Origin of the sequence: Dongia mobilis, assembly GCF_004363235.1 — a bacterium.
Lineage (GTDB): Bacteria > Pseudomonadota > Alphaproteobacteria > Dongiales > Dongiaceae > Dongia > Dongia mobilis.
Map to the genome: position 1 here is coordinate 426551 of NZ_SNYW01000007.1, position 24989 is coordinate 451539.

22 protein-coding genes are annotated in these 24989 nt (G+C 65.3%); 14 read left to right on the forward strand and 8 right to left on the reverse strand.

Annotation, left to right across the window (positions count from 1 at the left end; all coding sequences use genetic code 11):
- Nucleotides 1-17 precede the first annotated feature (17 nt).
- Nucleotides 18-788, reverse strand: a complete 771-nt coding sequence (locus tag A8950_RS07730; RefSeq protein ID WP_133613049.1) for a glutathione S-transferase family protein — start codon at nucleotides 786-788, stop codon at nucleotides 18-20.
- Between the two features lie 115 nt (nucleotides 789-903).
- On the opposite strand from A8950_RS07730, the gene A8950_RS07735 reads away from it, so the two are divergent.
- Entirely contained in the window at nucleotides 904-1602 is a 699-nt protein-coding gene (locus A8950_RS07735; protein WP_133613050.1) for a helix-turn-helix transcriptional regulator, read from the forward strand.
- A 16-nt stretch (nucleotides 1603-1618) separates the two neighbouring features.
- Here the strand turns inward: A8950_RS07735 and A8950_RS07740 are convergent, their stop codons facing one another.
- Nucleotides 1619-2497 (reverse strand): DUF2189 domain-containing protein, encoded by an 879-nt coding sequence (locus tag A8950_RS07740; protein WP_133613051.1) that lies wholly within the window; start codon nucleotides 2495-2497, stop codon nucleotides 1619-1621.
- 280 nt (nucleotides 2498-2777) lie between these two features.
- Here A8950_RS07740 and A8950_RS07745 point away from each other — a divergent pair, with 280 nt between their 5' ends.
- On the forward strand, nucleotides 2778-3521 hold the full coding sequence (locus tag A8950_RS07745) for a TerC family protein (RefSeq protein ID WP_133613052.1): 744 nt from the start codon (nucleotides 2778-2780) through the stop codon (nucleotides 3519-3521).
- Between the two features lie 3 nt (nucleotides 3522-3524).
- Here A8950_RS07745 and A8950_RS07750 read toward each other — a convergent pair whose 3' ends face one another.
- From A8950_RS07750 to A8950_RS07760, 3 genes are all read right to left on the reverse strand, one after another.
- Entirely contained in the window at nucleotides 3525-4634 is a 1110-nt protein-coding gene (locus tag A8950_RS07750; RefSeq protein ID WP_166645051.1) for an ABC transporter substrate-binding protein, read from the reverse strand.
- A gap of 23 nt (nucleotides 4635-4657) precedes the next feature.
- Complete coding sequence (locus A8950_RS07755) at nucleotides 4658-5749, reverse strand: patatin-like phospholipase family protein (RefSeq protein ID WP_166645052.1); 1092 nt, start codon at nucleotides 5747-5749, stop codon at nucleotides 4658-4660.
- A 104-nt stretch (nucleotides 5750-5853) separates the two neighbouring features.
- The gene (locus tag A8950_RS07760; protein WP_133613055.1) at nucleotides 5854-7299 is read right to left on the reverse strand and encodes an aminotransferase-like domain-containing protein; all 1446 of its coding nucleotides are present in this window, start codon (nucleotides 7297-7299) and stop codon (nucleotides 5854-5856) included.
- A gap of 126 nt (nucleotides 7300-7425) precedes the next feature.
- Here A8950_RS07760 and A8950_RS07765 point away from each other — a divergent pair, with 126 nt between their 5' ends.
- From A8950_RS07765 to msrP, 4 genes are all read left to right on the forward strand, one after another.
- Nucleotides 7426-8334, forward strand: a complete 909-nt coding sequence (locus A8950_RS07765; protein ID WP_133613056.1) for a DMT family transporter — start codon at nucleotides 7426-7428, stop codon at nucleotides 8332-8334.
- 117 nt (nucleotides 8335-8451) lie between these two features.
- Nucleotides 8452-9654 carry an aspartate transaminase gene (locus tag A8950_RS07770; RefSeq protein ID WP_133613057.1) on the forward strand — a complete coding sequence of 401 codons (1203 nt, stop codon included), beginning with the start codon at nucleotides 8452-8454 and terminating at the stop codon, nucleotides 9652-9654.
- A gap of 150 nt (nucleotides 9655-9804) precedes the next feature.
- Nucleotides 9805-10275 carry a Dps family protein gene (locus A8950_RS07775; RefSeq protein ID WP_133613058.1) on the forward strand — a complete coding sequence of 157 codons (471 nt, stop codon included), beginning with the start codon at nucleotides 9805-9807 and terminating at the stop codon, nucleotides 10273-10275.
- Between the two features lie 157 nt (nucleotides 10276-10432).
- Nucleotides 10433-11416, forward strand: a complete 984-nt coding sequence (msrP, locus tag A8950_RS07780; protein ID WP_133613059.1) for a protein-methionine-sulfoxide reductase catalytic subunit MsrP — start codon at nucleotides 10433-10435, stop codon at nucleotides 11414-11416.
- Between the two features lie 9 nt (nucleotides 11417-11425).
- Here the strand turns inward: msrP and A8950_RS07785 are convergent, their stop codons facing one another.
- From A8950_RS07785 to A8950_RS07795, 3 genes are all read right to left on the reverse strand, one after another.
- A complete protein-coding gene (locus tag A8950_RS07785) occupies nucleotides 11426-12655 on the reverse strand; it encodes a flavin monoamine oxidase family protein (RefSeq protein ID WP_133613060.1) in 1230 nt (409 codons plus the stop codon).
- Nucleotides 12652-14373, reverse strand: a complete 1722-nt coding sequence (locus tag A8950_RS07790; protein ID WP_133613061.1) for a glycosyltransferase family 4 protein — start codon at nucleotides 14371-14373, stop codon at nucleotides 12652-12654. The genes A8950_RS07785 and A8950_RS07790 overlap by 4 nt, the downstream gene beginning before the upstream one ends.
- 62 nt (nucleotides 14374-14435) lie before the next feature.
- Nucleotides 14436-15614, reverse strand: a complete 1179-nt coding sequence (locus tag A8950_RS07795; RefSeq protein WP_208109786.1) for an aromatic ring-hydroxylating oxygenase subunit alpha — start codon at nucleotides 15612-15614, stop codon at nucleotides 14436-14438.
- A 204-nt stretch (nucleotides 15615-15818) separates the two neighbouring features.
- Between A8950_RS07795 and A8950_RS07800 the strand changes: the two genes are divergently transcribed.
- The 8 genes from A8950_RS07800 to A8950_RS07835 all read left to right on the forward strand — a co-directional run bounded on the left by A8950_RS07800 (nucleotide 15819) and on the right by A8950_RS07835 (nucleotide 24989).
- Nucleotides 15819-16751 (forward strand): LysR substrate-binding domain-containing protein, encoded by a 933-nt coding sequence (locus A8950_RS07800; protein ID WP_133613062.1) that lies wholly within the window; start codon nucleotides 15819-15821, stop codon nucleotides 16749-16751.
- A 125-nt stretch (nucleotides 16752-16876) separates the two neighbouring features.
- Nucleotides 16877-18133 carry an FAD-dependent oxidoreductase gene (locus A8950_RS07805; RefSeq protein WP_133613063.1) on the forward strand — a complete coding sequence of 419 codons (1257 nt, stop codon included), beginning with the start codon at nucleotides 16877-16879 and terminating at the stop codon, nucleotides 18131-18133.
- Between the two features lie 13 nt (nucleotides 18134-18146).
- Nucleotides 18147-18446 (forward strand): sarcosine oxidase subunit delta, encoded by a 300-nt coding sequence (locus A8950_RS07810; RefSeq protein ID WP_133613064.1) that lies wholly within the window; start codon nucleotides 18147-18149, stop codon nucleotides 18444-18446.
- Complete coding sequence (locus A8950_RS19955) at nucleotides 18443-21361, forward strand: glycine cleavage T C-terminal barrel domain-containing protein (RefSeq protein ID WP_133613065.1); 2919 nt, start codon at nucleotides 18443-18445, stop codon at nucleotides 21359-21361. Before A8950_RS07810 ends, A8950_RS19955 begins: the two co-directional genes overlap by 4 nt.
- A gap of 1 nt (nucleotide 21362) precedes the next feature.
- On the forward strand, nucleotides 21363-22097 hold the full coding sequence (locus A8950_RS07820) for a sarcosine oxidase (RefSeq protein ID WP_166645053.1): 735 nt from the start codon (nucleotides 21363-21365) through the stop codon (nucleotides 22095-22097).
- Nucleotides 22094-23086 carry a GlxA family transcriptional regulator gene (locus A8950_RS07825; protein WP_133613067.1) on the forward strand — a complete coding sequence of 331 codons (993 nt, stop codon included), beginning with the start codon at nucleotides 22094-22096 and terminating at the stop codon, nucleotides 23084-23086. Before A8950_RS07820 ends, A8950_RS07825 begins: the two co-directional genes overlap by 4 nt.
- Nucleotides 23087-23180: 94 nt before the next feature.
- The gene (locus A8950_RS07830) at nucleotides 23181-23903 is read left to right on the forward strand and encodes a helix-turn-helix domain-containing protein (protein WP_208109787.1); all 723 of its coding nucleotides are present in this window, start codon (nucleotides 23181-23183) and stop codon (nucleotides 23901-23903) included.
- 186 nt (nucleotides 23904-24089) lie between these two features.
- A complete protein-coding gene (locus A8950_RS07835; protein WP_133613069.1) occupies nucleotides 24090-24989 on the forward strand; it encodes a class II glutamine amidotransferase in 900 nt (299 codons plus the stop codon).

The following is a 24989-nucleotide window of genomic DNA, read 5'->3' on the forward strand; positions in this document are numbered from 1 at the left end:
CGGGAAATCACGCCTCCTCACGCCAGCTCGGTCACGGGGCGGAGATCCGGCGTCGGCCAGTCCCCGAGATCGAATTCTGGATAATAGCGCCGCAGCATCCGGCACACATAAGGATAGAGGTTGTCGAAGCCGAGTGCCGCCTCGCGCAAGGGGCCGGCAAAAAAGGGGGTCAGGATCGCGGCAAGGATGCCGCAGGCGGTCGCGTCGGTGCCGCAGGGCTTCTCGCCCAGCAGGAAGGGCCGGTCTGCCAGCAGGACGGAAAAGCTGTAGAGCGAGCGGGTGGCCAGGAACTGGATGTCTTCCTCGCTGTGACGACCGATACCATGGGCGTGCAACTCGCTCGCCACTTCGGCCTGTGCGTGGGCGCGCCGCTCGTCACGCGAGGCGTGCGGTGTTGCTCCGATCATCTGGGCAGGTCCGCGGGCGAAATTGACGGGATCCAGCCATCGCATGCGCAAGGCGGCCCAGCCGAGATGATCCTCCAGCAGGCGCTCCACGGCCCAGGCCATGGCCCGGGCGGCAAGGTCGTGGCCGACGTCAAAATCGATTCCGTAGGACCACTCCAGATGCTGCCGGATGAGGGTGGAATCCGCGATCACGGCCTGGCCATCGCGGATATAGGGCAGCTTGCCTTTCGGCGCCTTGGCAAAACCATGGCAATCCTTCCTGTAGGGCAGTCCGGCCATGCGCAGGTGGATCTCGCTTTTCATGGCATAGGAACTGGCTTCGGGCAGGCCGAAACCGGGGCCGGCGGCGTAAAGAATGATGGGCGTTTCCGGGTACAGCATATCTGCCTCCTGACGGCGGGCGCGAGCCGAAGCTTTACTGCCAACCTGCTGCCAGCCTAGTGTCAGCAGCGAACGAATGGGGAAAATCGCCCCGGAACAATCGTGGGGATCAACCATGCGTCGCGCGGACCGCCTGTTCCAGATCATCCAAATCCTGCGTCGCCACCGGCAGCCGGTGACGGCCGCCACCATTGCCGCCGAACTGGAGACTTCGCAGCGCTCGGTCTATCGCGACATCGCCACGCTGATGGCCCAGCGTGTGCCCATCCGGGGCGAGGCGGGGGTCGGCTATGTCCTGGAAGACGGCCATGACATGCCGCCCCTGATGCTGACGGCCGACGAGATCGAGGCCGCCGTCCTCGGGGCAAAGCTGGTGGCCGGACGCGGCGATGCGGGCTTGGCGCGCGCGGCGCTGGACCTCATCGCCAAGATCGCCGGGGTGGTGCCGGAGCACCTGCGACCCATCGCGCTCGACCCGGCCAGCATCGCGCCGCCGGGTCGAGCACTGCCGGCCGACCGGATCGATGTCGGCCTAGTGCGGGCCGCCATCCACAATGCGCGTAAGCTGAGGCTCGACTACCGCGACGAAGTGGGGCGGGAAACGGTTCGCACCGTCTGGCCGATCGCCATCGGCTATCTGGAATCGGTGCGCCTGCTGATTGCCTGGTGCGAACTGCGCAATGACTTCAGGCACTTCCGGACCGACCGCATCGCCAGCCTGACGGTGCTCGATACGCGCTTCACCGCCCGGCCGGCGGCGCTCAGGGCGCGCTGGCGCAGGACACTGGATGCGACGCATCCGACGTCGCCCTAAGCGCCGACCCGGCCCTTCAGCTCGCGCCCAGGACCGCGCGATAGAGATGCCAGGTGGCGTGGCCGAGCAGCGGAATCACCACAATGAGCCCGATGAAGAGCGGCAGCGAGCCCAGCATCAGTCCGACGGCGACAATCAAACCCCAGACCGCCATCGGCAGCGGATTGGCGGCCACGGCCCGTACCGAGGTGCGGATCGCCGTGCCGAGGCCGATATCGCGGTCGAGGAGCAATGGGAACGAGAACACGCTGATCGCCATGGCGAAAAGCGCAAACAGGAAGCCCGCGCCGATGCCGATGCCGATCATGGCCCAGCCGGCGGGCGTGGTGAAGACCGCCGCCAGGAAGGCGCCAACGGCGCGCGGCGGCTCGGCTCCCAGGGTCGCCGTCTGGATGCCATAGGCGGTAGCGATCCAGACAAGGAACAGGGCGACCAGGATCAAGCCGAGGCCGATGATGGCGCCGAGATTGGGCGCCTTCAGCACCGCCAGAGCATTTACCCAGGTGACCGCATCGCCCTTTTCTCGCAGGCGGCTCATTTCATAAAGGCCGATGGCCGCGAACGGGCCCACCAGTGCGAAGCCGGAAGCGAGCGGGAACAGCATCGCCATCAGCTGATAGCCGAACAGGAAGCGGGCGACGACGATGCCAATCAGGGGATAGATGACGCACAGGAATATGACGTCGGTACGGTAGGCGCCAAAATCAGCCGCCGCTCTCGCAAAAATGTCGCGGAAACTGGCGATTTCGATCCGGCGCACCGGCAGGGCCCCGGGGATGTCGCGCTCGCGCGCCTCGGCATGCTCCCAGGTCCTGCCAACCGCGTCCAGCGCCGCGACGGCATGCTTGCACTGGTCCCAGCCCCACTCGATGGGGTTTCTGATGGTCGTTGCCATGGTCACCCTCCCGACAATGTGGAAGCGGCGCGGCTCCGTGGCTCGGCCATGTCGCGGTCCGGCGCATTGCCGGCCGGCGACGGGGGAACCGCAGTCCGATACCGATAAGCATACGCCGGAGCCGCGCCCTTGTCTGCGGGCAGGCCACCGCAAAAGAATTTCGGGGCAGATTGATTGACATTTTCCGCGTCCGGCCCAATTTTCGCGGGCTTGCGCCGGGCGCCGGGTCGCGCCAGTCAGGCAAATGTCAGCAAATCCCCGGGGGAGCGGGAAATACATCATGTTGGAATTGTTGAGCGATCCGCAGGTGATCCTGAGTTTTCTGACACTCGCGGCGCTGGAAATCGTGCTTGGCATCGACAACCTCCTATTCGTGCAGATCGTGGCATCACGCTGCGCCCCGGAAAAGCAGATGGCGGCGCGCCGGATTGGCCTGCTGCTGGCGCTCGGCACGCGGCTGTTGCTGCTGGCCTCGATTGCCTGGGTGGCGGGCCTGACAACGCCAATTCTTACCCTGGACTGGTTCGGCGCCGAGCATGCCTTCGATCTTTCCTGGCGCGATATCATCCTGCTGGGTGGCGGCCTGTTCCTGCTGGCCAAGGCGACGACCGAGATTCACCATCATATCGACGGGTCGGGAGAGGGGCCGAACAAGGCCGGGCGTTACCTGACCTTCGGCGCGGCGATCTTTCAGATCGCCATGCTGGACATCGTCTTTTCGCTGGACAGCGTCATCACCGCGGTCGGCATGGCCCAGCATCTCTCGGTCATGGTGACGGCCGTCGTCGTCGCCATGGTGGTGATGATCCTGGCGGCGCAGCCGGTCGGCGAGTTCGTCGACAAGCACCCGTCGGTCAAGGTGCTGTGCCTCTCCTTCCTGCTGCTGATCGGCATGGCGCTGGTGGGCGAGGGGCTGCACTTCCACATCCCGAAAGGCTACCTCTATTTCGCCATTGCGTTTTCGGCGCTGGTGGAGGGCATCAACATGTGGGCGAAAGCTCGTCGGGTGCGCCGGGGCGTCTAGCGGCTAGTCGCCCAGCTGATCGAGGATGCGCTCGAGCGAGAAGTCGTAGCCGGCCGCGCCGCGCTTGAAGATGTGGAACGGTATGCGCCGCCAGTCGCGATCAGCCAGCCGCGACAGGAAGCGCTCGACATTGTCGCCGTCGATCTGGGCCATCTCGAAGCTTGCATCGCCGATCGGCTGGCGCGAGCCGGGCGGCTTATCCAGATAGTCGCTGATCATCACCATCGCCCAGGCCCCGGCAAGGAAATGGCCGCCATCGGTCGCAACCATCCGGTTCTGCCGGACCAGATCGACCGCCTCCGGCGACCAGTTGAGGCCGACAATGCAGATGTCCCTGCCGGGGACGAGGCCGCGTTCCTCGACCACAGCCAGGGCGCCGATTGCCAGGGCATCGTTCGCCGCCCAGATGCCGGCCGGCGCGATTGAATGCGCCGCTGCCCAGTCCAGGTAGTTGCGGGTCAGGCGGTCGGCATCCGGCGCCTGCCAATTAGTCTGATAGTGCCGGTCGACCACGACATCGTGGGTGGCGTTGAGTGCGGCGTGCATGCCCGCTGTCCGCTCGAGCGAGGCCGGGGTGCGGCCGTCGCCGGAGAGGACCAGAACGTGGTGCTTGCCACCGGCCATGTGCGCCGGCTGATCATTCATGCAGCGCGACAGGGATTGCGCCATGCGCAGTCCGGCGCCGCGATTGCTGGGGACCAATGAACCGATCCAGTGCGGGTATTTGACCCCGGGTGCACCCATCTCTTGCGCCTGCTGTCCGACAAAGGCGTTGAGCAGCATCAGAACGCTGATGCCGGCTTCATTCGCTGCCTTGACGATGTCGGGAGCTGCCTGGAACTCGTTCACCAGGATCAGGATATCGGGCCGTTCTTCGCCTTTGATTGCGGCAAGTCCCAGCCGGATCATGGCCTGGGCGTCGCGTTCGGCGTAGTGGACATCGAGGTCATAGCCGAACTGCTCGGCGGCGGCCCGCATCGTGTCGGTGACCGCCGGCCAGAAGAATTCGTCCTGCTTACCGGGATTGATGAAGACTATCCGCGTCTCGGCGAGAGCGGTGGCACTCAGAGCAACGAGGAAGATTCCCGTCGCCAGCAGCAATCGAATGGGCATGAGCGGGTCGAAAAGCCTTAAAATCAGCCGAACTTCTCCGCCAGGTCGATGGTGCTTTCCCAGCCGATGCGTTCGAAATTGTCGGTGATCCATTTGTCGGCCGTCTCATACCCCAATTGGTGGAGATGTTCCAGAAAGGCGCGTTCGGTATTCATTTTGCTGAGGGCACCCATCTCGGCCAGTTCGGCCTCGGCGCTGATTTCATGGAAGCGGACGGCAGTATAGCGGTCGTTCTGCAATTGGCCGCTTTCGATCAGGCGGGTGATGGTGGCGAAGCCCTCCATCTCGCGGACGAGACTGGAGTTGAAGGTCATCTCGTTGATTCGGTTCAAGATGTCGCGGGCCGAGAGCGGCACGTCCGGACGGTTCATCGGGTTGACCTGGACGATGACGACGTCACTGCTGTCGCATTCGTGGATCAGGGGATGGATGGCCGGGTTGCCGAGATAGCCGCCGTCCCAATAGTGCTCGCCGTCGATCTCGACCGCTTCGAACAGCAGCGGCAGGCAGGCCGAGGCCAGCAGTGCCTCGGCCGAGATTTCCGGCGTGCGGAAGATTCGCGAGCGGCAGGTACGCACGTTTGAGGCCGTGACGAACAGCTTGACCTCGGGATGGGCGCGCAGGTTGTCGAAGTCGACCAGGTCGCGCAGCAGAGCACCCAGCGGATCGACCCGCATCGGGTTGAGTTGCAGCGGCGAAAAGACGCGCGTGACATAATCCAGCCAGACGAAACTGGGATCGCCGTCGACGTTCCAGTCGGACAGGCCGGCCCCCGGCATTCCAGGAACACCGCGCGGCAGGGTGCGCGGGAGCGGATTAAGCTGCGAAACGCCCATCCAGAAAGCCTGCAGCGCGTCGATGGCGCCCTGGCGCTTGCCCTTCAGGAAGCCGTCGGCGAAGACGGCCGCATTCATGCCGCCGGCGCTGGTACCGGAGAGGCCGTCGATATAGATGCGCGGCTCGCTGATCAGGCGATGCATCACACCCCAGGTGAAGGCGCCATGGGCGCCGCCGCCCTGCAGGGCCAGGCTGATATGCTTGACGCCGGGCCGGGTCGCGCGGCGCGGCCGTGCCGCAGCATCGCCGGAAGGCGTCATCCCGTCGTTTCCATCCATGGCTTCTACCGATCCGGGCCAGTAATGGCGGATTGCCAGCGGCATTTATGCCGCAAACATGGTTTAAATTCGATGAAGCGCGGAGGAGGATGCACGACAGAGGCTCAGGAAAGTGCTGCCGACAGAAAGCTGGCAAGCTGCGGATCCTGGCTCTGGGCCACATTGAAGCGCATATAGGTCGACCAGCGCCCGTCAGTTTCGTCGTTCGGGCTGAAAATGGCGCCGGCGGCCAGGATCATGCCTCGCTGCCTGGCCAGGTGTGCGACCGGGAGTGCATCTTGGCCCAGCGGCAGTTCCATCCAGAGGAACAGGCCCTCGCCGGTTTCTGCCGCCGCGGGCAGCCAGGGACGAAGGCCGATCCGGGTGAGGCGTTTCATGACCAGGCCACGGCAGCGCGCGAGGCGGTCCCGCAGGGCCGCGACATGCTTGCGATAGCTCCCATCGGCAAGCAGGCGGTGAATGGCGCGGGCCGAAACCTCGTTGTTGCCGAAGCTGGCTGCCAGCTTGAGGTCGGCGAGATCGGCCAGCGTGGCCGGATCCGCGCTGATAAAGCCGATGCGCATCGCGGCCGAAAGGGTTTTCGAGAAGCTGCCGATATGGATGACCCGCTGCAGCGCGTCGAGGGCCGCGAGGCGTATGCCCGGACGCGCCTCGAAGTCGCGGAAAATGTCGTCCTCGAGGATGCGGAAATCGTGCCGGCGCGCGAGGTCCAGCAGGCGGTGGGCGCAAGCGATGCCGAGCCTGGCGCCTGTCGGGTTCTGCGGTCCGGCATTGGTGAGATAAAGTTTCGGCCGGTGAACCGCCGCCAGTCGCTCGAGGACATCGAGATCGGGCCCCGTCGGCGTCAGCGGCACTGCTAGGCAGGTCGCGCGCTGGGCGCGCACCGCGGCATGGAAATTGAAGTAGCCGGGATCGTCGACCAGCACGGTATCGCCGGGCGCCACCAGATAGCGGCAGACAAGGTCGATCGCCTGGCTGGCGCTGTCGGTCAGCAGCAGCCGATCCGTCTCGGCCGGAATCTCGAGTTCGTTCAAGCGGCGGGCCAGCATCTCGCGCAAGGGGCGGAAACCGAGCGGCACGCCGTACTCGACGAGATCGGCCGCCTCCGTCGACCGGGTGCCGGTCCGCGCAACAGTGCGGAGTGCCGCGCGCAAGGCGGAATCCGGCAGCCAGTCCGGGGGCAGCCAGCCGCAGCCGGGTTTCTCGCGGTCTGAGCCGGTGCTCAAGGTCTGCCGCATCATCCAGATCGGGTTGATGCCGGTACGGCTGCTGGGCAACGGGTCGAGGCTGAGCGTCGCCCGCGGCGCTGCCGCTGGCGCTGCGACGAAGAAACCGGATTTCGGCCGCGCCATGACCAACCCCTCGGCCACCAGCCGGTCATAGGCGGCGACGATGGTGAAGGGGCTGACCGCGAGGCGGGCGGCGAGCTTCCGGACCGATGGCAGTTTTTCGCCTGGCCCGGCGGCGCCGGTGCGGATCTTTCGCCCGATGGCGGCGGCGATCCGGGCGGAAAGGGCGCCGGTTTCCGGCTCAAGAGAAAAGTCCAGCATCCGCCTCACCCATCTGTATCGGCAATTGTATTGGTATAGTTTGCGGAATTGTATCGGAAGTGTGTCTGGTTGCACCAGTCCCCGCCCGTCAGGGTGGCGGCATTGGCATTCTTCCGGAGGTGGCAGATGACCGCCGTTTCACTCTCCCGGCCCGCGGTGGCGAAGTCGGTTCGGCCGGGAAGCCCCGCCCGCGGTCTCCTCTATGGCCTCATCGGCGTGGTGATATTCGCCGGCTCCCTGCCGGCCACCCGCGCCGCCGTGCTGGCATTGGACCCCTGGTTCGTGAGTTCGGCGCGTGCGGTCGGCGCGGCATGCCTCGGCATCTGCTGGTTGATCGTCCAGCGCGCCGGTTGGCCAAGCTGGGACAAGTGGCGTGACCTTCTCGTCGTCGCCTTCAGTGTCGTGATCGGATTTCCGGTATTGACGGGCCTTGCCATGACCTGGGTACCAGCCAGCCATGGCATCCTTTTTGTCGGCCTCATTCCGCTTGCCACTTGCCTAGTGGGTGCTGCCATCGGCACGGTGCGGCCGCGCTCCGCCTTCTGGTTCTGGGCGGTTTTCGGGGCCGCCAGCGTTGCCACCTATGCGGTCCTGACCGGCGGGGGCGGTTTCGGCAAGGCCGACCTCTTGATGATCGCCGCCATTCTGGTCTGTGGTGCCGGCTACGCCGTGGGAGCGCGGCTGTCACAAGCGATGGCGCCGGCGGCGGTCATATCCTGGGCGCTGGTGGCAAGTTTGCCGCTGGCGCTGCCGGCCATGCTCTGGACCCTGCCCAATGCACCCATGGCGGTACCGGCCGGATCCTGGATCGGGCTGGGCTATGTCACGGTCTTTTCGATGTTCGTGGGGTTCCTGTTCTGGTACCGGGGCATGGTCCTTGGCGGCACCGCCCGGGTCAGCCAGGTCCAGTTGTTCCAGCCCTTCATCGGCCTGCTCCTTGCCGCCTTGTTCCTGGGCGAGGCACTCGGGGCCGGCGTCGTCCTGGGCAGTGTCATGGTGACAATTTCGGTTGCCCAGGCACGTCGTTTCGCCTGAAATCTGCACACCATTTGCGGGTGTTCCGGTCCCGCTCCGGGGTTGCGGGGGCGCAGGGGCGGGGCTATGTTCCGGGCCGAATTTCGCCCCCAGCCTCCTTTTAAGGTGACCCAGATCATGGCCTTTCTTGCCGACCGCCTCGACCGCATCAAGCCGTCGCCCACCATCGCCGTGACCATGAAGGCGCGCGAGTTGAAGGCGCAGGGTCGCGACATCATCGGCCTCGGCGCAGGCGAGCCGGATTTCGACACGCCCGACAACATCAAGCAGGCGGCGATCAAGGCGATCCAGGCCGGCGATACCAAGTACACCAATGTCGACGGCACGGACGCGCTCAAGAAGGCGATCATCGCCAAGTTCAAGCGCGAGAACAATCTCGACTACAAGATCGACCAGATCACGGTCGGCACCGGCGGCAAGCAGGTGCTCTACAACGCGCTGGTCGCGACCGTGAACCCGGGTGATGAAGTGATCATTCCGGCACCCTACTGGGTTTCCTATCCGGATATCGTGCACCTCGCGGAAGGCACGCCGGTCTTCGTCGAATGCGGGCAGAACCACCAGTTCAAGCTGCAGCCGGAAATGCTCGAGGCCGCGATCACGCCGAAGACCAAATGGCTGATCCTGAATTCCCCCAGCAACCCGACTGGCGCTGCCTATACCGCCGAGGAATTGAAGGCCCTCGCCGAGGTTCTGCTGCGGCATCCCCATGTCTGGGTGCTGACCGACGACATGTACGAGCACCTCGTCTATGACGATTTCAAGTTCGCGACCATCGCCGAGGTCGAGCCGAAGCTCTATGAGCGCACGCTCACCATGAACGGCGTCTCGAAGAGCTATTGCATGACCGGCTGGCGCATCGGCTACGCCGGCGGCCCGGCGCCGCTGATCAAGGCGATTGCCAAGATCCAGTCGCAATCGACCTCGAACCCCTCCTCGATCAGCCAGGCGGCGGCGGTCGAGGCGCTGAACGGTCCGCAGGGCTTCATTGCCGAGCACAACGTCTCCTTCAAGCAGCGCCGCGACATGGTGGTGGAAATGCTGAACCAGGCGCCGGGCCTGCATTGCCACAAGCCGGAAGGCGCGTTCTATGTCTATCCGTCCTGCGCCGGGGTGATCGGCAAGACCACGCCCGATGGCAAAAAGATCGCGACGGATGACGACTTCGTAACCTATCTGCTGGAAGCCGAGGGTGTGGCGGCGGTGCAGGGCTCGGCCTTCGGCCTGTCGCCCCATTTCCGCATCTCCTACGCCACCTCGACCGAGGCGCTGAAGGATGCCTGCAACCGCATCATCCGTGCCTGCCAGAAGCTTAAATAGGGATTGGCGTAACCGGCGGTCGATCGCATCGATCGACGGTTGCGACAAAATCACCCCGGGAAAATGCCGATAAACCCTTGCCAGAGGCGGGGCCAGGTCCCACATTTGAATCTGTCTAATTTTCCTGCCACCAACAATCGGGGCCCCAAGATGGAAATGGATATCGGCATCTCCAAGAAGGACCGGAAGGCCATCGCCGATGGCCTGTCACGTCTTCTGGCTGACACCTACACGCTCTACCTGAAGACCCACAATTTCCACTGGAACGTCGAAGGGCCGATGTTCAACACCCTGCATCTCATGTTCGAGACGCAGTACAACGAATTGGCGCTGGCCGTGGACCTCATCGCCGAGCGCATCCGTGCCCTCGGTTACCCGGCCCCCGGTTCCTATGCGGCCTATGCCAAGCTCTCCTCGATCAAGGAAGAGCAGGGCGTTCCCAATGCCACCGAGATGATCAAGCAGCTGGTGGCGGGGCAGGAAGCGGTGGTGAAGACCGCGCGCAGCGTGTTCCCGGCCGCCGAAAAGGCGGGTGACGAGCCGACCGCCGACCTGCTGACCCAGCGCATGCAGATCCACGAAAAGAACGCCTGGATGCTCCGCGCCCTCCTCAGCAAGTAGAAATCGTTCCAGATCAGTTGCTTGGGGTCGGCATTGCGAAGTGCCGGCCCTTCGCTTTTCAGGGGGCGGCTTTGGAGGGGGCGGACGAAGGTGTAATCTATGCTCCTATACCTGCGTATCAGGCATATCGGACCGGCCGAAAAAGAGGATTGGCGATATGTGGATCAGGAAGCGGCGTGGCTGGGAAATCAGCGAGTCTGCAGCAACCCCCGAACACGTCTTCCGCGGCCGGCGGCGGTTCCTGAGGGGCGCGGCTGGACTGGCACTCGCACCGGCCCTGCTGGCCTGCGAAAAGGAGGCGGGGGCCCAGGGTGACGGCGAGTTGGCGGAGGTCGATCCCAGTGCCGGCCTCTATCCGTTCGAGCGCAATGCGCGTTATGAACTGGATCGCGAACTGACGCCGGAAGCCGACGCGACCAGCTACAACAACTACTACGAATTCGGCACGTCGAAGAACATCGTCAAGGCGGCGCAGAAACTGCCGATCCGCCCTTGGGCGCTCACCATCGAGGGTATGGTCGAGCAGCCACTTACCATCGATATCGACGACCTCATGAAGCGGATGCCGCTGGAGGAGCGCCTCTACCGCCACCGCTGCGTCGAGGCCTGGGCCATGGCGGTGCCCTGGAGCGGCTTTCCCCTCGCGGCGCTGGTCGAACTGGCGAAGCCGGCCTCGGACGCAAAATTCCTGCGCTTCGAGAGCTTTCTCATGCCGGAGGTGGCCGACGGGCAGAGCGAGCCCTGGTATCCCTGGCCCTATGTCGAGGGGCTGACGCTGGCGGAAGCCACCAACGAGCTCGCCTTCATGGTCACCGGCATGTACGGCAAGCCGGCGCCGAAGCAGAACGGGGCGCCCTTGCGCTTGGCGCTGCCCTGGAAATACGGCTTCAAATCGTCGAAGGGCATCCAGCGCATCGTCTTCACCGCCGAACAGCCGGTCGGGCTTTGGCAGGCGATCCAGGGTTCGGAATACGGCTTCTATGCCAATGTGAATCCAGCCTTCGCCCATCCGCGCTGGAGCCAGGAATCCGAGCGCCTGCTGGGTTCGGGTGACCGCGTGCCGACGCAGATCTACAACGGCTATGGCGAATTCGTCGCCCAGCTCTATCCGGACCAGAACGACCGGCGCTATTTCTACTGAGGGCCGGCTCTATTGACCGGAGGCTGCCGCCGCCTCGGCGGCGGCGATACCGGAGAACCAGGCGCCGTGCACATCGCCCATGAACTCCGGCGACGTCGCCTCGCCGGCGAAGAACAGGCGATCTGCAACCGGCTGCGCCAGCACGGCACGCATGTCGGCCCGGCCGGGCCGGGCCACCGCATAGCAGCCGCCAAAAAAGGGATCCGCATCCCAATTGACGAAGACGGATTCCGGCGCTGCAGCGCGGCGCAGGTCGGAGCCGAACATCTCGACCAGGCATTCCAGGACATAGTCCCGCATCGCCCCGGCGCCCGCCGCCGCGAGTTCGCGCGCGAAGGGGCCGTTGACCATGCAGACCGCGCTGTCACGGCAGTCCTCGCGCAGTACAAACTCGACCGACTCCCTCGCACCACGCAGTGGCATGACAAGGCAAGGGGCGAGGTCGCCGAATACGGGGCGTTCGAAGCGCAATGCCAGCTTGTTGCAATGGCCCATCGGCAGGGCGGCGACGGCGTCCCGTTTCCAGTCCGGCAGTGGTGGGTCGAAACGGATGCCACTCCCGAGGACATGGGGCGAGACCGTCAGGATAACGGCCCGCGCGGCTATGTCGCCCTGGTCCGTTGCGATGCGCAGCCGCCCTCGTTCCGACCAGTCGACACGCCGAACCGGCGTCGCGAGGTGCAGGTTGAGGCCACTGGCGAGGCCCGCTAGCAGTGTGCCGAAGCCGTCCGGCACCGGCAGATCGTCGCCTTCCCAGGGATAGCGTGCGAAATCCAGGATCGAGGACTGTTCCGGCGCCAATCCCTGTTTGGCGGCGAATTCGGCCAGGAATGCGGCATGCCAGGGCGAGGTTGCGTCGGCAAAGAGGTCGGCCACCGCGCCGTCCTGCGTCGCCGCCGCGATCCGGTCGAAACAATGGTCGACATGGGCGACGCAGGCAGCCGCGTCCTCGTCCGAGAGCCAGCTGCCGTTGGCCGAATAGCGCGTCTCCAGCGGCTGGCCGATGCGGGCGCCGGTCGCGGCGGCGAGGCCAATGAGGGGATTGCGGCGCGGTGAGTGCAGCCAATGCGCACCGAGATCCACCGGAATGCCGAGCGTCCCGTGATCGGTGCGGCAGCGGCCGCCGGCGACAGCCGCCGCTTCCAGTACTAGGCAGGTCGCCCGCAATTCGCCGAGGCGCCGCGCCGCGGCGATTCCGGCGGCGCCGGCACCGATGACGACGATGTCGATCTCGGTCATGGCGGGCCAAAGCCGTCCTTGCCGGGCCGGATGGAGACCAGCCCCAGTTTCGCCAGCCAGACCAGGCCGCGTTCCAGGCGCTGGCGCCGGGCTTCCGGAACAGCGGCCAGCACATCGGCGACGCGCTGCGGCCCCTGGCGCTGCAGGGCGGCGAGCAGCCGGGCGCAATCATCGGCATCTGGCGCCATCGGCTTTACGTATGAGATCAGCGGCGATTGCATCAGCGCGTTGAGGCGCGCGCCGTCGGCGCCCGGCATCGGCGCGACCACATGATCGGCGCCAAGGACCGCACTGGCATAGCCGGCAAAGGCATGGAACGGATCGGCGCGGGCCGGATGGGCCGGTCCGGTGCGGCGGGTGGCACTTTCAGAATCCGTCCTGCGCCGCTCGGCGAGCTCGCGCCAGAGCATCTGGTAGCTGGCGATGATGCGCGACCAGTCGAAGCTGTCCAGGGCGCGCTGCCTTGCCGCCGCACCCATGCGTCGGCGCAGATCGCGGTCTTCGGCAAGGGTCATGCAAGCGCGCGTGACGGCATTAACGTCAACCGAAACGAACTGGCTGGTGAGGCCGCAATAGACGTCATAACTGTCGAGCCCGGCTGCATGGCGGTCAGCCAGCTCGCTGCCGAGCCCGTCGCGGGGCATGAGGGTCGGTACGCGAATGCCATCGATGCCGTCGCGGACCGTGTCCCGATAGCCGTTCCAGTCACTGACGATACCGGGAAGCCCCGCCGCCATGGCCTCGATCGGCGTGAGGCCGAAAGTCTCCTGGAAGTTGTCGGATAGCGACGTGAAGATGTCGGCGGCGCGCCAGGCGCGGTCGCGCAACTCCGCCTTGCGGCCGTCGAGAAAATGGCAAACGACACCGGGACAGAATTGTGCCGCACCATCGCGGAACGACCTCTCGATGAAGTCGTTGGCGAACCAGCCTGCCTGAATCAGATGCAGTCGCCTGCCGCCCTGTCGTGCCAGGGCCTGGGCCACGCGCTCCAGGGCCAGGTACATCGGCAGGGGGTGCGCCTTGGCATGGAAGGAAAGCCGCCCGACGAAAAGGAAGGCGATGTCCTCGACGCCGATGCCGAGGGCGGCGCGAGCTGCATCGCGCCGCGATTCATCGGGGGCGAACTGGGCGCAATCGACGCCGAGCGGAATGACCGGCAGTTGCGGCAGGACCCAGGTCGCGGCACCGAGGCGCGAGGCCAGAAATTCCTGTTGCGCGGCGACCAGGCGACCGACCGTCTCCAGCACGGCCGACGAGGTGCAGATCAGTGCGTCCCAGGACTGGATCGGCGCCGTCAGCAGGCCGGTGATCATGTCCATGGCGCCGGCCGATGCCGTGGTGTGGGTGATGCCGCAAATCGAATAGAGCCGCTGGTCATGGGCGCGCCGGCGCCAGGCGGCGGGGGCCATATTGGGATCCGACAGGTAGAGGGTGCCGACGCTGCCTGGTTGTGCCGCATCGTTCTCGTCGAGCCACTTTACCTGTCGCGGCGGACCAGACCCGTCGACCACCATCTTGAAATGGGCGGCCATTTCCCTGGTGGGCGTATAGCAATAGAAGGCATCGACCCCGGCATGGGTAACGAAGCCCCTCAGAAAACCGGCCCCGGCGGCATGGCGGCCCATCAATTTCTGCCGGTTCGTATCGAACGCTTCCGCGCGGTAGTGGATCGCGGCATTGGCCGGCGCTGCGGTCGCGCTATGAGGTGGCTCTGTCATGGCCGCAGCATAGCGATGCCATGGCGGCCTGCAATTCCAATATCGGCGGATGACGCGCGGGTTCAGGCGGCGGCGAGACGTTCCGCGAGCCAGCGATGGAAGCAATGAGTGGGGCCGTCCATGGCGGGCGAGAACACGCCGCCGTCATAGCCCGGCGAGGCGCGGCCCCGCTGCATCCGTTCCACGACCTCGACATCCTCGGCGAAGACGGCGCGCCAGGCGGCGAGATTGGCGGCCTTGGTCGCATCGAAGGCGGGTGCCGCCGATTCCTCGCCGACATAGTAGATTTCCAGATGCTCCACGGTCCGGTCGTTGCCGATCGGCTCCAGGCGGATGGCGAAATAGTGGTCGCGATGAATGCCGAGCAGGACATTGGGGTAAAGCGAGGCATACTCCGCCGCCTTGTCCCATTTTGGGGGCAGGTCCGGGAATTGCGGCAGGCCCGGCCCGTCCTTCACCAGCAGCGGCGTATAGGCATGGCTGCCCTGGCCGGAGAAGTGGCCGGGTACCTCGATATTGTAGTGGTCTTCCAGCTTCGAATACGAGTTGAGACCGGGATGGATCGAGGGCAGGTGATAGGCCTCGCAGTAGTTTTCGACCGCCAGCTTCCAGTTGCAGTTCACGGTCAGCTTCAGGCTGCCGACCTCGCCCGGGTGGTGGATGCGGTTCATGTCGAAATCCGCCCAGCGCGTGGCGAGGGGGGCGATGAAGTCCTCGAAGGGCTCAGCGTCGCCGCTCAGATTGACGAACACCATGTCCCAGAAATGCGCGCTGCGGACGGGCTTCAGGCCATGTTCGGCCTTGTCGAATCCCGCTGCCTCGTTGATGCGCGGGCCGCCGATATGCGGCGTCGCCAGCAGATTGCCGTCGAGGTCGTAAACCCATGAATGATAGGGGCAGCGGATGCGGCGCTTGACGCTGCAGGGTTCCGTCACGATCTGCGCACCGCGATGAGAGCAGACATTGTGGAAAACGGCGATGCTGCCGTCATAGCGACGCAGCATGAGCAGCGGGATGCCCTGGATCTGGGCGGGATAGGCATCGCCGGGATTGGCCACGTCGCGGCCGAAGCCGATGCAGAACCAGGTCCGGGCCAGCACCCGGTCGCGTTCCCACTCGCGGAAGGCCGGACTCACATAGGCCTCGTTGGGCAGGCCCCTTGCCGTGGCAATAGGCTCGAGGACCCGCGCCATGGCGGCGGGATCGAAAGGCAGGCAGCTGAGATCGGCGTGTGGCTGCACGGCGGCGGGTTTCCGATAGTGGCTTTACATTTTTGCAGTGTCGGAGAGCAGCGTAGCGATGTAAATCCGGTGTTGCGTGATGACGACATGCAGCCCGATCATGATGCGGCTCCGGCATGCCAGCGCAACAGATCGTCATGATCCCACGGAGTCCCTCACGATTTCTCCGGAAAATCCCGGATATCAAGGAGATCAGGAACCCAGATGGCCCGCCCGACTCTGCGCCGCGCCCTGCCACCGCTCAATGCCCTGGTCGCCTTCGAATCGGCCGGCCGGCTCGAGAGTTTCACGGCTGCCGGGCGGGAACTCGGCCTCACCCAGGCAGCGATCAGCCGGCAGATCCAGCAATTGGAGGCCGATCTCGGCGTGCTGCTGTTCTCGCGTTCGCGGCGCGGCATGCGCCTGACGCCGGAGGGCGACATCCTGCATCGCTCGGTCACCAACAGCCTGACCGCCATCGCCGACACGGCCAGTTCGCTGCGCCAGAGCCAGGGCCGGCGCAATGTCACGATTGGCGCGACGCTGGGCTTTGCCACGTTCTGGCTGATGCCGCGCCTGCCGAAATTCCGCTCCGCCAACCCGTCGATCGACCTGCGCGTGGTGGCTTCGGATGCCCTGGGCGACCCCGCCATCGAGCGCATCGACATGGCCGTCCGCTATGGCGATGGTCACTGGCCCGCGGTCAACGCCACCCGTATGTTCGGCGGCGAGGTTTTCCCGGTGGTGAGCCCCAAACTGCTCAAGGGACGGAAGCTGCCGCTGGCATCGGCCGATCTGCGCACCCTGCCGCTGCTCGAACTGGAATCGCCGGATCCGCGGTGGCTGGGCTGGGAAGAATGGATGCAGGCGCATTCCGAAAAGGGTCGCCTGCCGTCTGCGCGGATCCGCTTCAATTCGTATCCGTTGCTGGTCCAGGCGGCCGTGGCAGGCGAGGGAGTGGGGCTCGGCTGGCGCTATTTCGTCGACGATTACCTGGCTGACGGCAGCCTGGTGCGCCCGGTCGAGGAGGTCATCGTCACCAATCTCGGTTTCTATTTGGTCGAGCCGATCGGCGCCCGGCCACGCCCGGCCACGACGCTGCTGCGCGACTGGATGCTGGCGGAAGCGCGCAAGAGCGAGGCGGCCGGCCTGCCTTAGCGGGAAAATCCACCTGGTCGATTTTTCGTCACCGTCTGTCGATTATTGACAATGCGCCGGAAACGGCTGAGATAGCCTTGCCGCCATCGACCTGAAGGCGATGCATCGAGCGAGGCTTCCCGATCATGATCCCGGCTTTTGTCCCCCTGAAGATCCTTCGCTACGGCTTCCGCAAGAAGTACCCGGCCGAACGCTTCATTCCGCCGGCCAAGGACCTCAAGAAGAGCTATGACGTGGTGATCATCGGCGGCGGCGGGCATGCGCTCGCCTGCGCCTATTACCTTGCCCATACCCACGGCATCACCAATGTCTGCGTGCTGGAGCGGGGCTATCTCGCCGGCGGCAACACGGCCCGCAACACGGCGATCATCCGCTCCAACTACCTGACGCCGGAAGGTGTGCGCTTCTACGAGCAGTCGCTAAAACTCTACCGCGAGTTCAGCCAGGAACTTGATTTCAACATCCTCTATTCCGAACGCGGGCATTTCACCCTCGCCCATACCGATGCCGCCGTGCGCACCAGCCGCTGGCGCGCCGAGGTGAACAAGCAATTGGGGGTCAACTCGGAACTGATCTATCCGGACGAGATCGCGCGGCTCTGCCCGCATCTCAACATGTCGGACAAGGTGCGCTACCCGATCATGGGGGCGCTCTATCATCCGCCGGGATCGATCGCGCGCCATGACGCTGTCGCCTGGGCCTATGCCCGCGGGGCGGCGAAACTGGGCGTCGAAATCCACCAGCAGACCCCGGTCACGAAGATCCTGGTCGAGAACGGCACGGTGAAGGGCGTCGAGACGCCGCGCGGAACGGTCTACGCCAACCGGGTAATGCAGGCGGTCGCCGGCAATACCTCGATGGTCGCCAAGATGGCGGGTTTCCGCCTGCCGATCCGCACCATCCCGCTGCAGGCCTGCGTCAGCGTGCCGCTGAAGCCATTCCTGGACCAGATCGTCGTCTCCGGCTCGCTCCACGTCTATGTCAGCCAGAGTTCTCGCGGCGAACTGGTGATGGGCGGCTCGACCGATCCCTATGGTCTCTATTCGACCCGCTCGACGCTCGATTTCAAGGAAGGCCTGCTCGGACACATGCTGGAATTGCTGCCCATGCTGGGCGAGGTGAAGGTCCTGCGGCAATGGGCCGGCATGACCGATATGACGCCGGATTTCAGCCCCATCATGGGTCTCACTCCGGTGAAGAACTACTACATCGACAGCGGCTGGGGCACCTGGGGCTTCAAGGCGACGCCGGTCTGCGGCATGACCATGGCGCACACCATCGCCAACGATTCGCCGCACGACCTCATCAAGCCGTTCTATCTCGACCGCTTCGTCGAATATGCCCAGGTCGGCGAAAAGGGCGCCGCCTCGGTCGGCCATTGAGGAGGGAAGAACCATGAAGATCATGAACTGCCCGCTCAACGGCCCCAGGAACATCAGCGAATTCGTCTGGGGCGGCGAGGTCAAGCCGATGCCGGACCCCGCCGCGACCAGCGACCAGGATTGGGCCGAATGGCTGTTCCTGGAGAACAACGAGGCCGGAATCGTGCGCGAATGGTGGTGCCACGTGCCGACCTCGTTCTGGTTCATCGCCGAGCGCAACACCGTGACCGACGAAATCCTGAAGACCTATCCGGCCGGCGACGTTTTCAAGTCGCGGGTCGATTTTGCCGCAAAGGCGGAGAAGCAGTCATGAGTCAGTTGAACCGCCTGCCGGCGCCCTTCGGCCGCCTCATCGACCGCGCGAAGCCGCTGACCTTCGAGTTCGAGGGCCGCGCCATCGAGGGTTTCGCCGGCGATACCATCGCCTCGGCGCTGGCTGCCAATGAACAATGGATGCTGTCGCGCTCGTTCAAGTATCACCGCCCGCGCGGCATCCTCACCCTGGCCGGCCAGGACGCCAATACCCTGGTGCAGCTGCCCGATGAGCCGAGCTGCCTTGCCGACAGGTATCCCGCCAGGCACGGGCTCAAGGTCATGGCCCAGAACTATTTCGGTTCGTTCGACAACGACATGGCGCGGCTGGTCGAACTGGCGCACCGCTTCCTGCCGGTCGGCTTCTACTACAAGACCTTCAACGAGAAGAAGTCGTCCTGGAAGTTCTGGGAGCCGGTGGTGCGCGCCATGGCGGGCCTCGGCAAGATCGATCCCAAGGCCGATTTCCACCACAGCTACTATGACAAGAAGTATCTCTTCGCCGACGTGGCGGTGATCGGCGGCGGCCCGGCCGGCCTCGCTGCCGCCAGGGCTGCCGCGGATGCCGGTGCCGAGGTGATCCTGGTCGAGGAAAACGAGGCGCTCGGCGGCTCGCTCGGCTATGCGCGCTTCGATGCGAAGGGCGAACGCGGCAATCAGGTGCTGGATGATCTCGTCAAGGGCGTAGAGGGACGTGGCAATCTCAGCGTGATGACCGGCGCCATCTGCTCCGGCTATTTCGCCGACCACTGGCTGCCGGTGATCCAGGGAAACCGCTTCTACAAGCTGCGCGCCAAATCGGTCGTCATCGCTACGGGCTCGCTGGAGCAGCCGGCGGTGTTCCGCAACAACGACCTGCCTGGCGTGATGATGGCGAGTGCGGCGCAGCGGCTGATCCGGCTTTATGGCGTCCGGCCGGGCCGCAAGGCCGTGATCCTCGCCGCCAATGACGACGCCTATGGTGCGGCGCTCGACCTCCTGGATGCCGGCACCGAGGTCGTGGCAATCGCCGATCTGCGTGCCACGGCGTCGAACTCGCCGCTGGTGGCGGCAGTAAAGGCGCGCGGCATCGCCATCCATCAGGGCCATGGCATCAGCGAAGCCCTTTATGCCAAGAAGAGCCATATCTCCGGTGCCGTGCTGGCGCCGGTCGCGGGCGAGGGAACTTTCGGCAGGGGCGGTACGCAGGTGGCCTGCGACCTCATCCTGATGTCGGTCGGCTTCAGCCCGGCGGGGCAGATCCTGCACCATGCCGGGGCGAAGTTCGGCTATTGCCATGCCTCCAACATGTTCCAGCCGGTAGAGACGCCGACGGGTGTCCATGCGGCAGGCTCGGTCAACAACACCTATGATCTCGATGCCGTGCTGGCCGATGGCCGCCGCGCCGGCCTCGCCGCCGCCAGGGATGCCGGCCTCGGCGTGGCCGAGATCCCGGCTGCACCCGCCGAAAAGGGCAATGTGGGGCGCACCCATCCCTGGCCGATCTTCCCGCATGAACGCGGCTTCGATTTCGTCGATTTCGACGAGGATCTCAAATACCACGACCTCGTCAACGGCATCGCCGACGGCTATGACAATGTCGAATTGCTAAAGCGCTATTCCACCGTCGGCATGGGGCCCAGCCAGGGCAAGCATTCGGCGGTGGCGGCGGTGCGCATCGTGGCGCGCGAAACCGGCGGTGATATCGCCAGGATGAGCGTCACCACCCAGCGCCCGCCCTATGCGCCGGAGAAGTTCGGCCACCTCGCCGGGCGCGTCTTCGATCCCGAGCGGCGGACGGCGATGCATCACCGCCATCTGGAACTGGGTGCGCAGATGATGCCGGCCGGTATCTGGTGGCGGCCCGCCTATTACGGTGCCAAATCCGAGCGTAGCGCGCTCATCAATGCCGAAGTGCGCGCCGTGCGCGAGAATGTAGGCCTGATCGACGTCTCGACCCTGGGCGGTCTCGACGTGCGTGGTCCGGATGCGGCCGAGTTCCTCAACCGCATGTATACCTTTGCCTATGTCAAGCAGCCGGTCGGCCGATCGCGCTATGTGCTGATGACCGACAATGCCGGCGTCATCACCGATGACGGCGTCGCCTGCCGCTTCCACGACGAGCATTTCTATGTGACGGCGACCACCAGCGGCGTCGATGCGGTCTATCGCCAGATGCTGTTCTGGAACGCGCAATGGCGCCTGGATGTCGACGTGGCCAACGTCACCGCCGCCTATGCCGGCGTGAATATCGCCGGGCCGAAATCCCGCGCCGTGCTGCAGAAGGTCTGCAGCGATATCGACCTGTCGGCGGAAAGCTTTCCTTATATGGGCGTCAGGCTGGGCACTGTCGCCGGCATTCCGGCGCGCCTCATGCGCGTCGGCTTCGTCGGCGAGCTTGGCTATGAAATCCATGTGCCGGCCGGCTATGGCGAGGCGCTGTGGGACGCCCTGATGGAGGCCGGCAAGGCGGAAGGCATCCGACCCTTCGGCGTCGAGGCGCAGCGTGTCCTGCGCCTCGAGAAGGGGCATATCATCGTCAGCCAGGATACCGACGGCCTCACCAATATCTGGGAAGCCGACATGGCCTGGGCGGTTGCTAAGTCCAAGCCCTTCTTCATCGGCGGCCGCTCGACCGAGATCATGGGCGCCAAGAAGCAGCTCAGGAAACTGGTCGGCTTCACGCTGAAAAACGATGCCGATCCCTGTCCGGAGGAATGCCATCTGGTGCTGAAGGGCGAGGAAATCGTCGGCCGCGTCACCTCGGCCGTGCGCTCGCCCAGCCTCGGCAAGGTCTTGGGGCTGGCCTATGTGCATGCCGATGACGCCGCGCCGGGCACGTCGTTCGAGATCAAGATCGACGGCGGCCGGCGCATCACCGGTATCGTCACGAAATATCCCTTCTATGATCCCGACAACAAGCGGCAGGAGATGTGAGATGAACGCGATCGCACCGGCATCCCATCTGCGCCGCAGCTTCATCTATCGCCTGCTGGCCGCTTCCGGCGCCGAGTTCGGCGAGGTGAATGGCGGCGCCGTGGCGCTGCATTACGGCGGCAGCCGCGAGGCGGAACTGGCGACCGCGCGGCGCCTGGGTCTCGCCGATCTTTCGGTCCTGCCGCATGGCGGGTTCAAGGGGAAGGGCACGGTCGAATGGCTAACGGCCCAGGGACTTGCCATCGGCCCCGACAGCAATGTCGCCTACAAGCAGGCCGGCGGTGAATGGGCGGCGCGCTTGGCGCCGACCGAGATCTTCCTGCTGGATTCGCTGGCTGGCACGGGCGCGCTGCTGCAGCGCCTCAATGCCGCCTGGCAATGGGCGGCGGCCGCGCCACGCCCTGCGCAGGGCTATCCCATGCCGCGCCAGGACAGCCACGCCTGGTTCATGGCGACCGGCGCGTTCGTGCCGGAAATGTTCGCCAAGATCTGCGGCGTCGATCTCCGGCGCGAGCATTTCGCCGAAGGTGCCATCGCCCAGACCTCGGTCGCCAAGATGAGCGCCATCATTATCCGCGCCGATCGCCCGGCGAAGGACGGGCGCGTGACGCCGGCCTATCATGTGCTGGCCGATATCGCCTCGGCGGAGTATCTCTGGACCTGTCTCATGGATGCAGCGGCGGAATTCGACGGCAAGCCGGTCGGGCTGCGCGCCTTGCGCGACCTGGAGGCATGAGCGACCGCGACATCGCCGACTTCGCGGCGGCGCGGACCATCGGCGCGCCGCCCTTCCGCCTTGCCATCATCCTGGCACCCGGCTTCGCGCTCATGTCCTTTGCCTCGGTGGTGGAGCCGGCGCGAGGCGCCAACCGCCTGTCCGGGCGCAAGCTCTATGAATGGGAGCTGTTCGGCCCCAGCGCCGGCAATGTCGAATCCAACAGCGGCATCGAGGTCGCCGCCCGCGCCATCGCCGAGGTCGACGCCGCGGCGTTCGACATGGTGATCGTCTGTGCGGCCACCCATGCCGAGGCAAAGAAGTTCACGACGCTGGAATCCGCCCTGCGCCGGCTACATCGCAGCGGGCTGGCGGTGGCGGCGGTCAGCACAGGCAGCTTCCTGCTGGCACGCGCCGGCCTGCTCGCCGGGCGCCGCTGCACCGTGCACTGGGACTACGCCGATTCGTTCCGCGAGGCCTTTCCCGAGGTCGAACTCCTGAACGACCTCTTCGTGGTCGACGGCCGCATCCTGACCTGCGCCGGTGCGACAGCCGCCCTCGACATGATGCTGGAACTGGTGCAGTGCCATCACGGCCGCGAACTGGCGCGGCAGATCTCCGACCAGTTCCTGCATGGCGGCATCCGGGGTGCAGCCGAGGGACAGCGCCAGGTCCTGCTGGGAGCGGCCGTGCGCAATACCATGATCCAACGTGCCGTGCAGCGCATGGAGGCGACGGTCGAGGAACCGGTCTCCCCGGCCCGGCTCGCCCGCGAATTGGGCGTCTCCCAGCGCCAGCTGGAACGGCTCTCGAAACGCTATCTCGGCTGCACCCCGGCCAAGTTCCATGCCCAGCTCCGCCTGCAGCGGGCGCGGCGCATGCTGCGCCAGACCGAGCTCAGCGTTGCCGAGATCGCCATCGCCTGCGGCTTCGTCTCGCTATCGCACTTTGCCAAGGCCTATCGCCGCCAATTCGCCATGAGCCCCCGCCAGGACCGGCAGACCGCCTGATTCGGCCATATTCGACTAGGGTCTGGCATGACGCAGGGCCCGCGAGCGGTTATGCTCCAGGATCGACATCCGGAGTCGAATGGAGAAAAGCAGGATGGCAGGAAAAAAGTCGGTGGCGGGGCGCGGCACGGTTCCCCGACGGTCGGCGGTCGAGAAGGCGCCGGCCGGCAGGGGCAAGGGCGCGCCGCGTACCGGCCGGTCCTCGCAGCTCGAGCAGGACCCGCATCAGGTCACCGGCAAGCGCCGCTCGCTCGAATCCGCGATCGGGCGCGAGGTGCGCAATTTCCGCCACCAGCTCAACATGACCGTGGCACAGCTTTCCCAGACATCGGGCATGTCCGCCGGCATGCTGTCCAAGATCGAAAATGGCCAGACATCCCCCTCGCTGGCGACGCTCCAGGAACTGTCGCGCGCCCTGCAGGTACCGGTCACCGCATTCTTCCGCAGCTTCGAGGAAGAGCGTTCCGCGACCTTCGTCTTGGCCGGGCAGGGCCTGCCGATCGAGCGGCGCGGCACCCGCGCCGGACACCAATACCAGCTTCTCGGGCACGGTTTCAGCCGGGGCCTGGCGGTCGAACCCTATCTCGTCACGCTGACCGAGAATTCCGACGTTTTCCCGATCTTCCAGCATGACGGCGTCGAGTTCCTGTTCATGCTGGAGGGCGAGGTCGGCTATCGCCATGGCGACAAGCTCTACCACATGCGCCCGGGCGACAGCCTCTATTTCGATTCCGATGTGCCGCACGGGCCCGAACAGCTGCTCAAGCTGCCGGCCCGGTTCCTCTCGATCATCACCTATACCCGCGACAACGAGTGATGCCGACCGGCGGTTGCTCGGCCGGCAGCGCCAGTTCGCGTTTCTGTTTCCTGTAGGTAAAAAAAGTTTCACTGTCTTGACAACGCCCCGTCACCGTCTAAGCTGGGGCTGATCCGGTGGCGGGACCTCGTTCGCCCGGTATCGGTTCAGCCCGTCAACGCCTCATCTGCCCGGGAGCGGATCGTCATGTGCGGCATCGTTGGCCTTTTTCTGAAAAACCCGGCCTTGCAGGCCGAACTCGGCAAGCATCTCGAGACCATGCTGATCGGCATGACCGATCGTGGTCCGGACAGCGCCGGCATCGCCGTCTATCACAGCCCAGTGGCGGACAAGCGTTGCAAGCTGACCCTGTTCAACGCCGATACCAGCTACCCCTGGCGGGCGCTCGCCGGCGATCTGGGGACCGCGCTCAATGCCGAAATCGACGTCGAGCAGCGCGGCAACCACGTCCTGTTGACTGCGACGGCGACCGAGACCGAGGTCATTCGCTGGCTGAAGGCGAAGCATGCGGATGTGCGCATCATGGGCTACGGCAAGCTGATGGAAGTCTACAAGGACATGGGCCTGCCGGCCGAGGTGGCGAAGAAGTACGGCCTGGCCGGCATGCGGGGCAGCCACGCCATCGGCCACACCCGCATGGCGACGGAGAGTGCGGTTACCACCGAGCACTCGCACCCGTTCACGCCGGCGCCCGACATGTGCCTCGTGCACAACGGCTCGCTTTCCAATCACAACAATCTCCGGAAATGGCTGCGCCGGCACGGTCAGGAGTTCGAGACCGACAACGATTCCGAGGTGGCGGCACGCTATTTCGCCCATCGCCTCGCCGAGGGTGCGACCCTCAACGAGGCGCTGGAGGCCGGCCTGGCCGATCTCGATGGCTTCTTCACCTTCACCATGGGCACCAAGGACGGCTTTGCCGTGCTGCGCGACGGCATCGCCTGCAAGCCGGCGGTCCTGGCCGAGAATGACGACTGGGTGGCAATGGCCTCCGAGTTCCGCAGCCTTGCCTATCTGCCCAATGTCGAAAAGGCCAAGATCTGGGAGCCGGCACCGGCGACCGTCTACAGCTGGAGCCTGCACTGA

What these genes read in the sequence shown, in the direction of transcription:
- A8950_RS07800 (WP_133613062.1), top strand. Translation starts at nt 15,819, where the DNA reads ATGGCCCGCCCGACTCTGCGCCGCGCCCTGCCACCGCTCAATGCCCTG.
- A8950_RS07750 (WP_166645051.1), bottom strand. Translation starts at nt 4,634, where the DNA reads ATGCCCATTCGATTGCTGCTGGCGACGGGAATCTTCCTCGTTGCTCTG.
- A8950_RS07745 (WP_133613052.1), top strand. Translation starts at nt 2,778, where the DNA reads ATGTTGGAATTGTTGAGCGATCCGCAGGTGATCCTGAGTTTTCTGACA.
- A8950_RS07835 (WP_133613069.1), top strand. Translation starts at nt 24,090, where the DNA reads ATGTGCGGCATCGTTGGCCTTTTTCTGAAAAACCCGGCCTTGCAGGCC.
- A8950_RS07810 (WP_133613064.1), top strand. Translation starts at nt 18,147, where the DNA reads ATGAAGATCATGAACTGCCCGCTCAACGGCCCCAGGAACATCAGCGAA.
- A8950_RS07785 (WP_133613060.1), bottom strand. Translation starts at nt 12,655, where the DNA reads ATGACCGAGATCGACATCGTCGTCATCGGTGCCGGCGCCGCCGGAATC.
- msrP (WP_133613059.1), top strand. Translation starts at nt 10,433, where the DNA reads ATGTGGATCAGGAAGCGGCGTGGCTGGGAAATCAGCGAGTCTGCAGCA.
- A8950_RS07790 (WP_133613061.1), bottom strand. Translation starts at nt 14,373, where the DNA reads ATGACAGAGCCACCTCATAGCGCGACCGCAGCGCCGGCCAATGCCGCG.
- A8950_RS07770 (WP_133613057.1), top strand. Translation starts at nt 8,452, where the DNA reads ATGGCCTTTCTTGCCGACCGCCTCGACCGCATCAAGCCGTCGCCCACC.
- A8950_RS07760 (WP_133613055.1), bottom strand. Translation starts at nt 7,299, where the DNA reads ATGCTGGACTTTTCTCTTGAGCCGGAAACCGGCGCCCTTTCCGCCCGG.
- A8950_RS07830 (WP_208109787.1), top strand. Translation starts at nt 23,181, where the DNA reads ATGGCAGGAAAAAAGTCGGTGGCGGGGCGCGGCACGGTTCCCCGACGG.
- A8950_RS07755 (WP_166645052.1), bottom strand. Translation starts at nt 5,749, where the DNA reads ATGGATGGAAACGACGGGATGACGCCTTCCGGCGATGCTGCGGCACGG.
- A8950_RS07735 (WP_133613050.1), top strand. Translation starts at nt 904, where the DNA reads ATGCGTCGCGCGGACCGCCTGTTCCAGATCATCCAAATCCTGCGTCGC.
- A8950_RS07825 (WP_133613067.1), top strand. Translation starts at nt 22,094, where the DNA reads ATGAGCGACCGCGACATCGCCGACTTCGCGGCGGCGCGGACCATCGGC.
- A8950_RS19955 (WP_133613065.1), top strand. Translation starts at nt 18,443, where the DNA reads ATGAGTCAGTTGAACCGCCTGCCGGCGCCCTTCGGCCGCCTCATCGAC.
- A8950_RS07765 (WP_133613056.1), top strand. Translation starts at nt 7,426, where the DNA reads ATGACCGCCGTTTCACTCTCCCGGCCCGCGGTGGCGAAGTCGGTTCGG.
- A8950_RS07820 (WP_166645053.1), top strand. Translation starts at nt 21,363, where the DNA reads ATGAACGCGATCGCACCGGCATCCCATCTGCGCCGCAGCTTCATCTAT.
- A8950_RS07775 (WP_133613058.1), top strand. Translation starts at nt 9,805, where the DNA reads ATGGAAATGGATATCGGCATCTCCAAGAAGGACCGGAAGGCCATCGCC.
- A8950_RS07740 (WP_133613051.1), bottom strand. Translation starts at nt 2,497, where the DNA reads ATGGCAACGACCATCAGAAACCCCATCGAGTGGGGCTGGGACCAGTGC.
- A8950_RS07730 (WP_133613049.1), bottom strand. Translation starts at nt 788, where the DNA reads ATGCTGTACCCGGAAACGCCCATCATTCTTTACGCCGCCGGCCCCGGT.
- A8950_RS07805 (WP_133613063.1), top strand. Translation starts at nt 16,877, where the DNA reads ATGATCCCGGCTTTTGTCCCCCTGAAGATCCTTCGCTACGGCTTCCGC.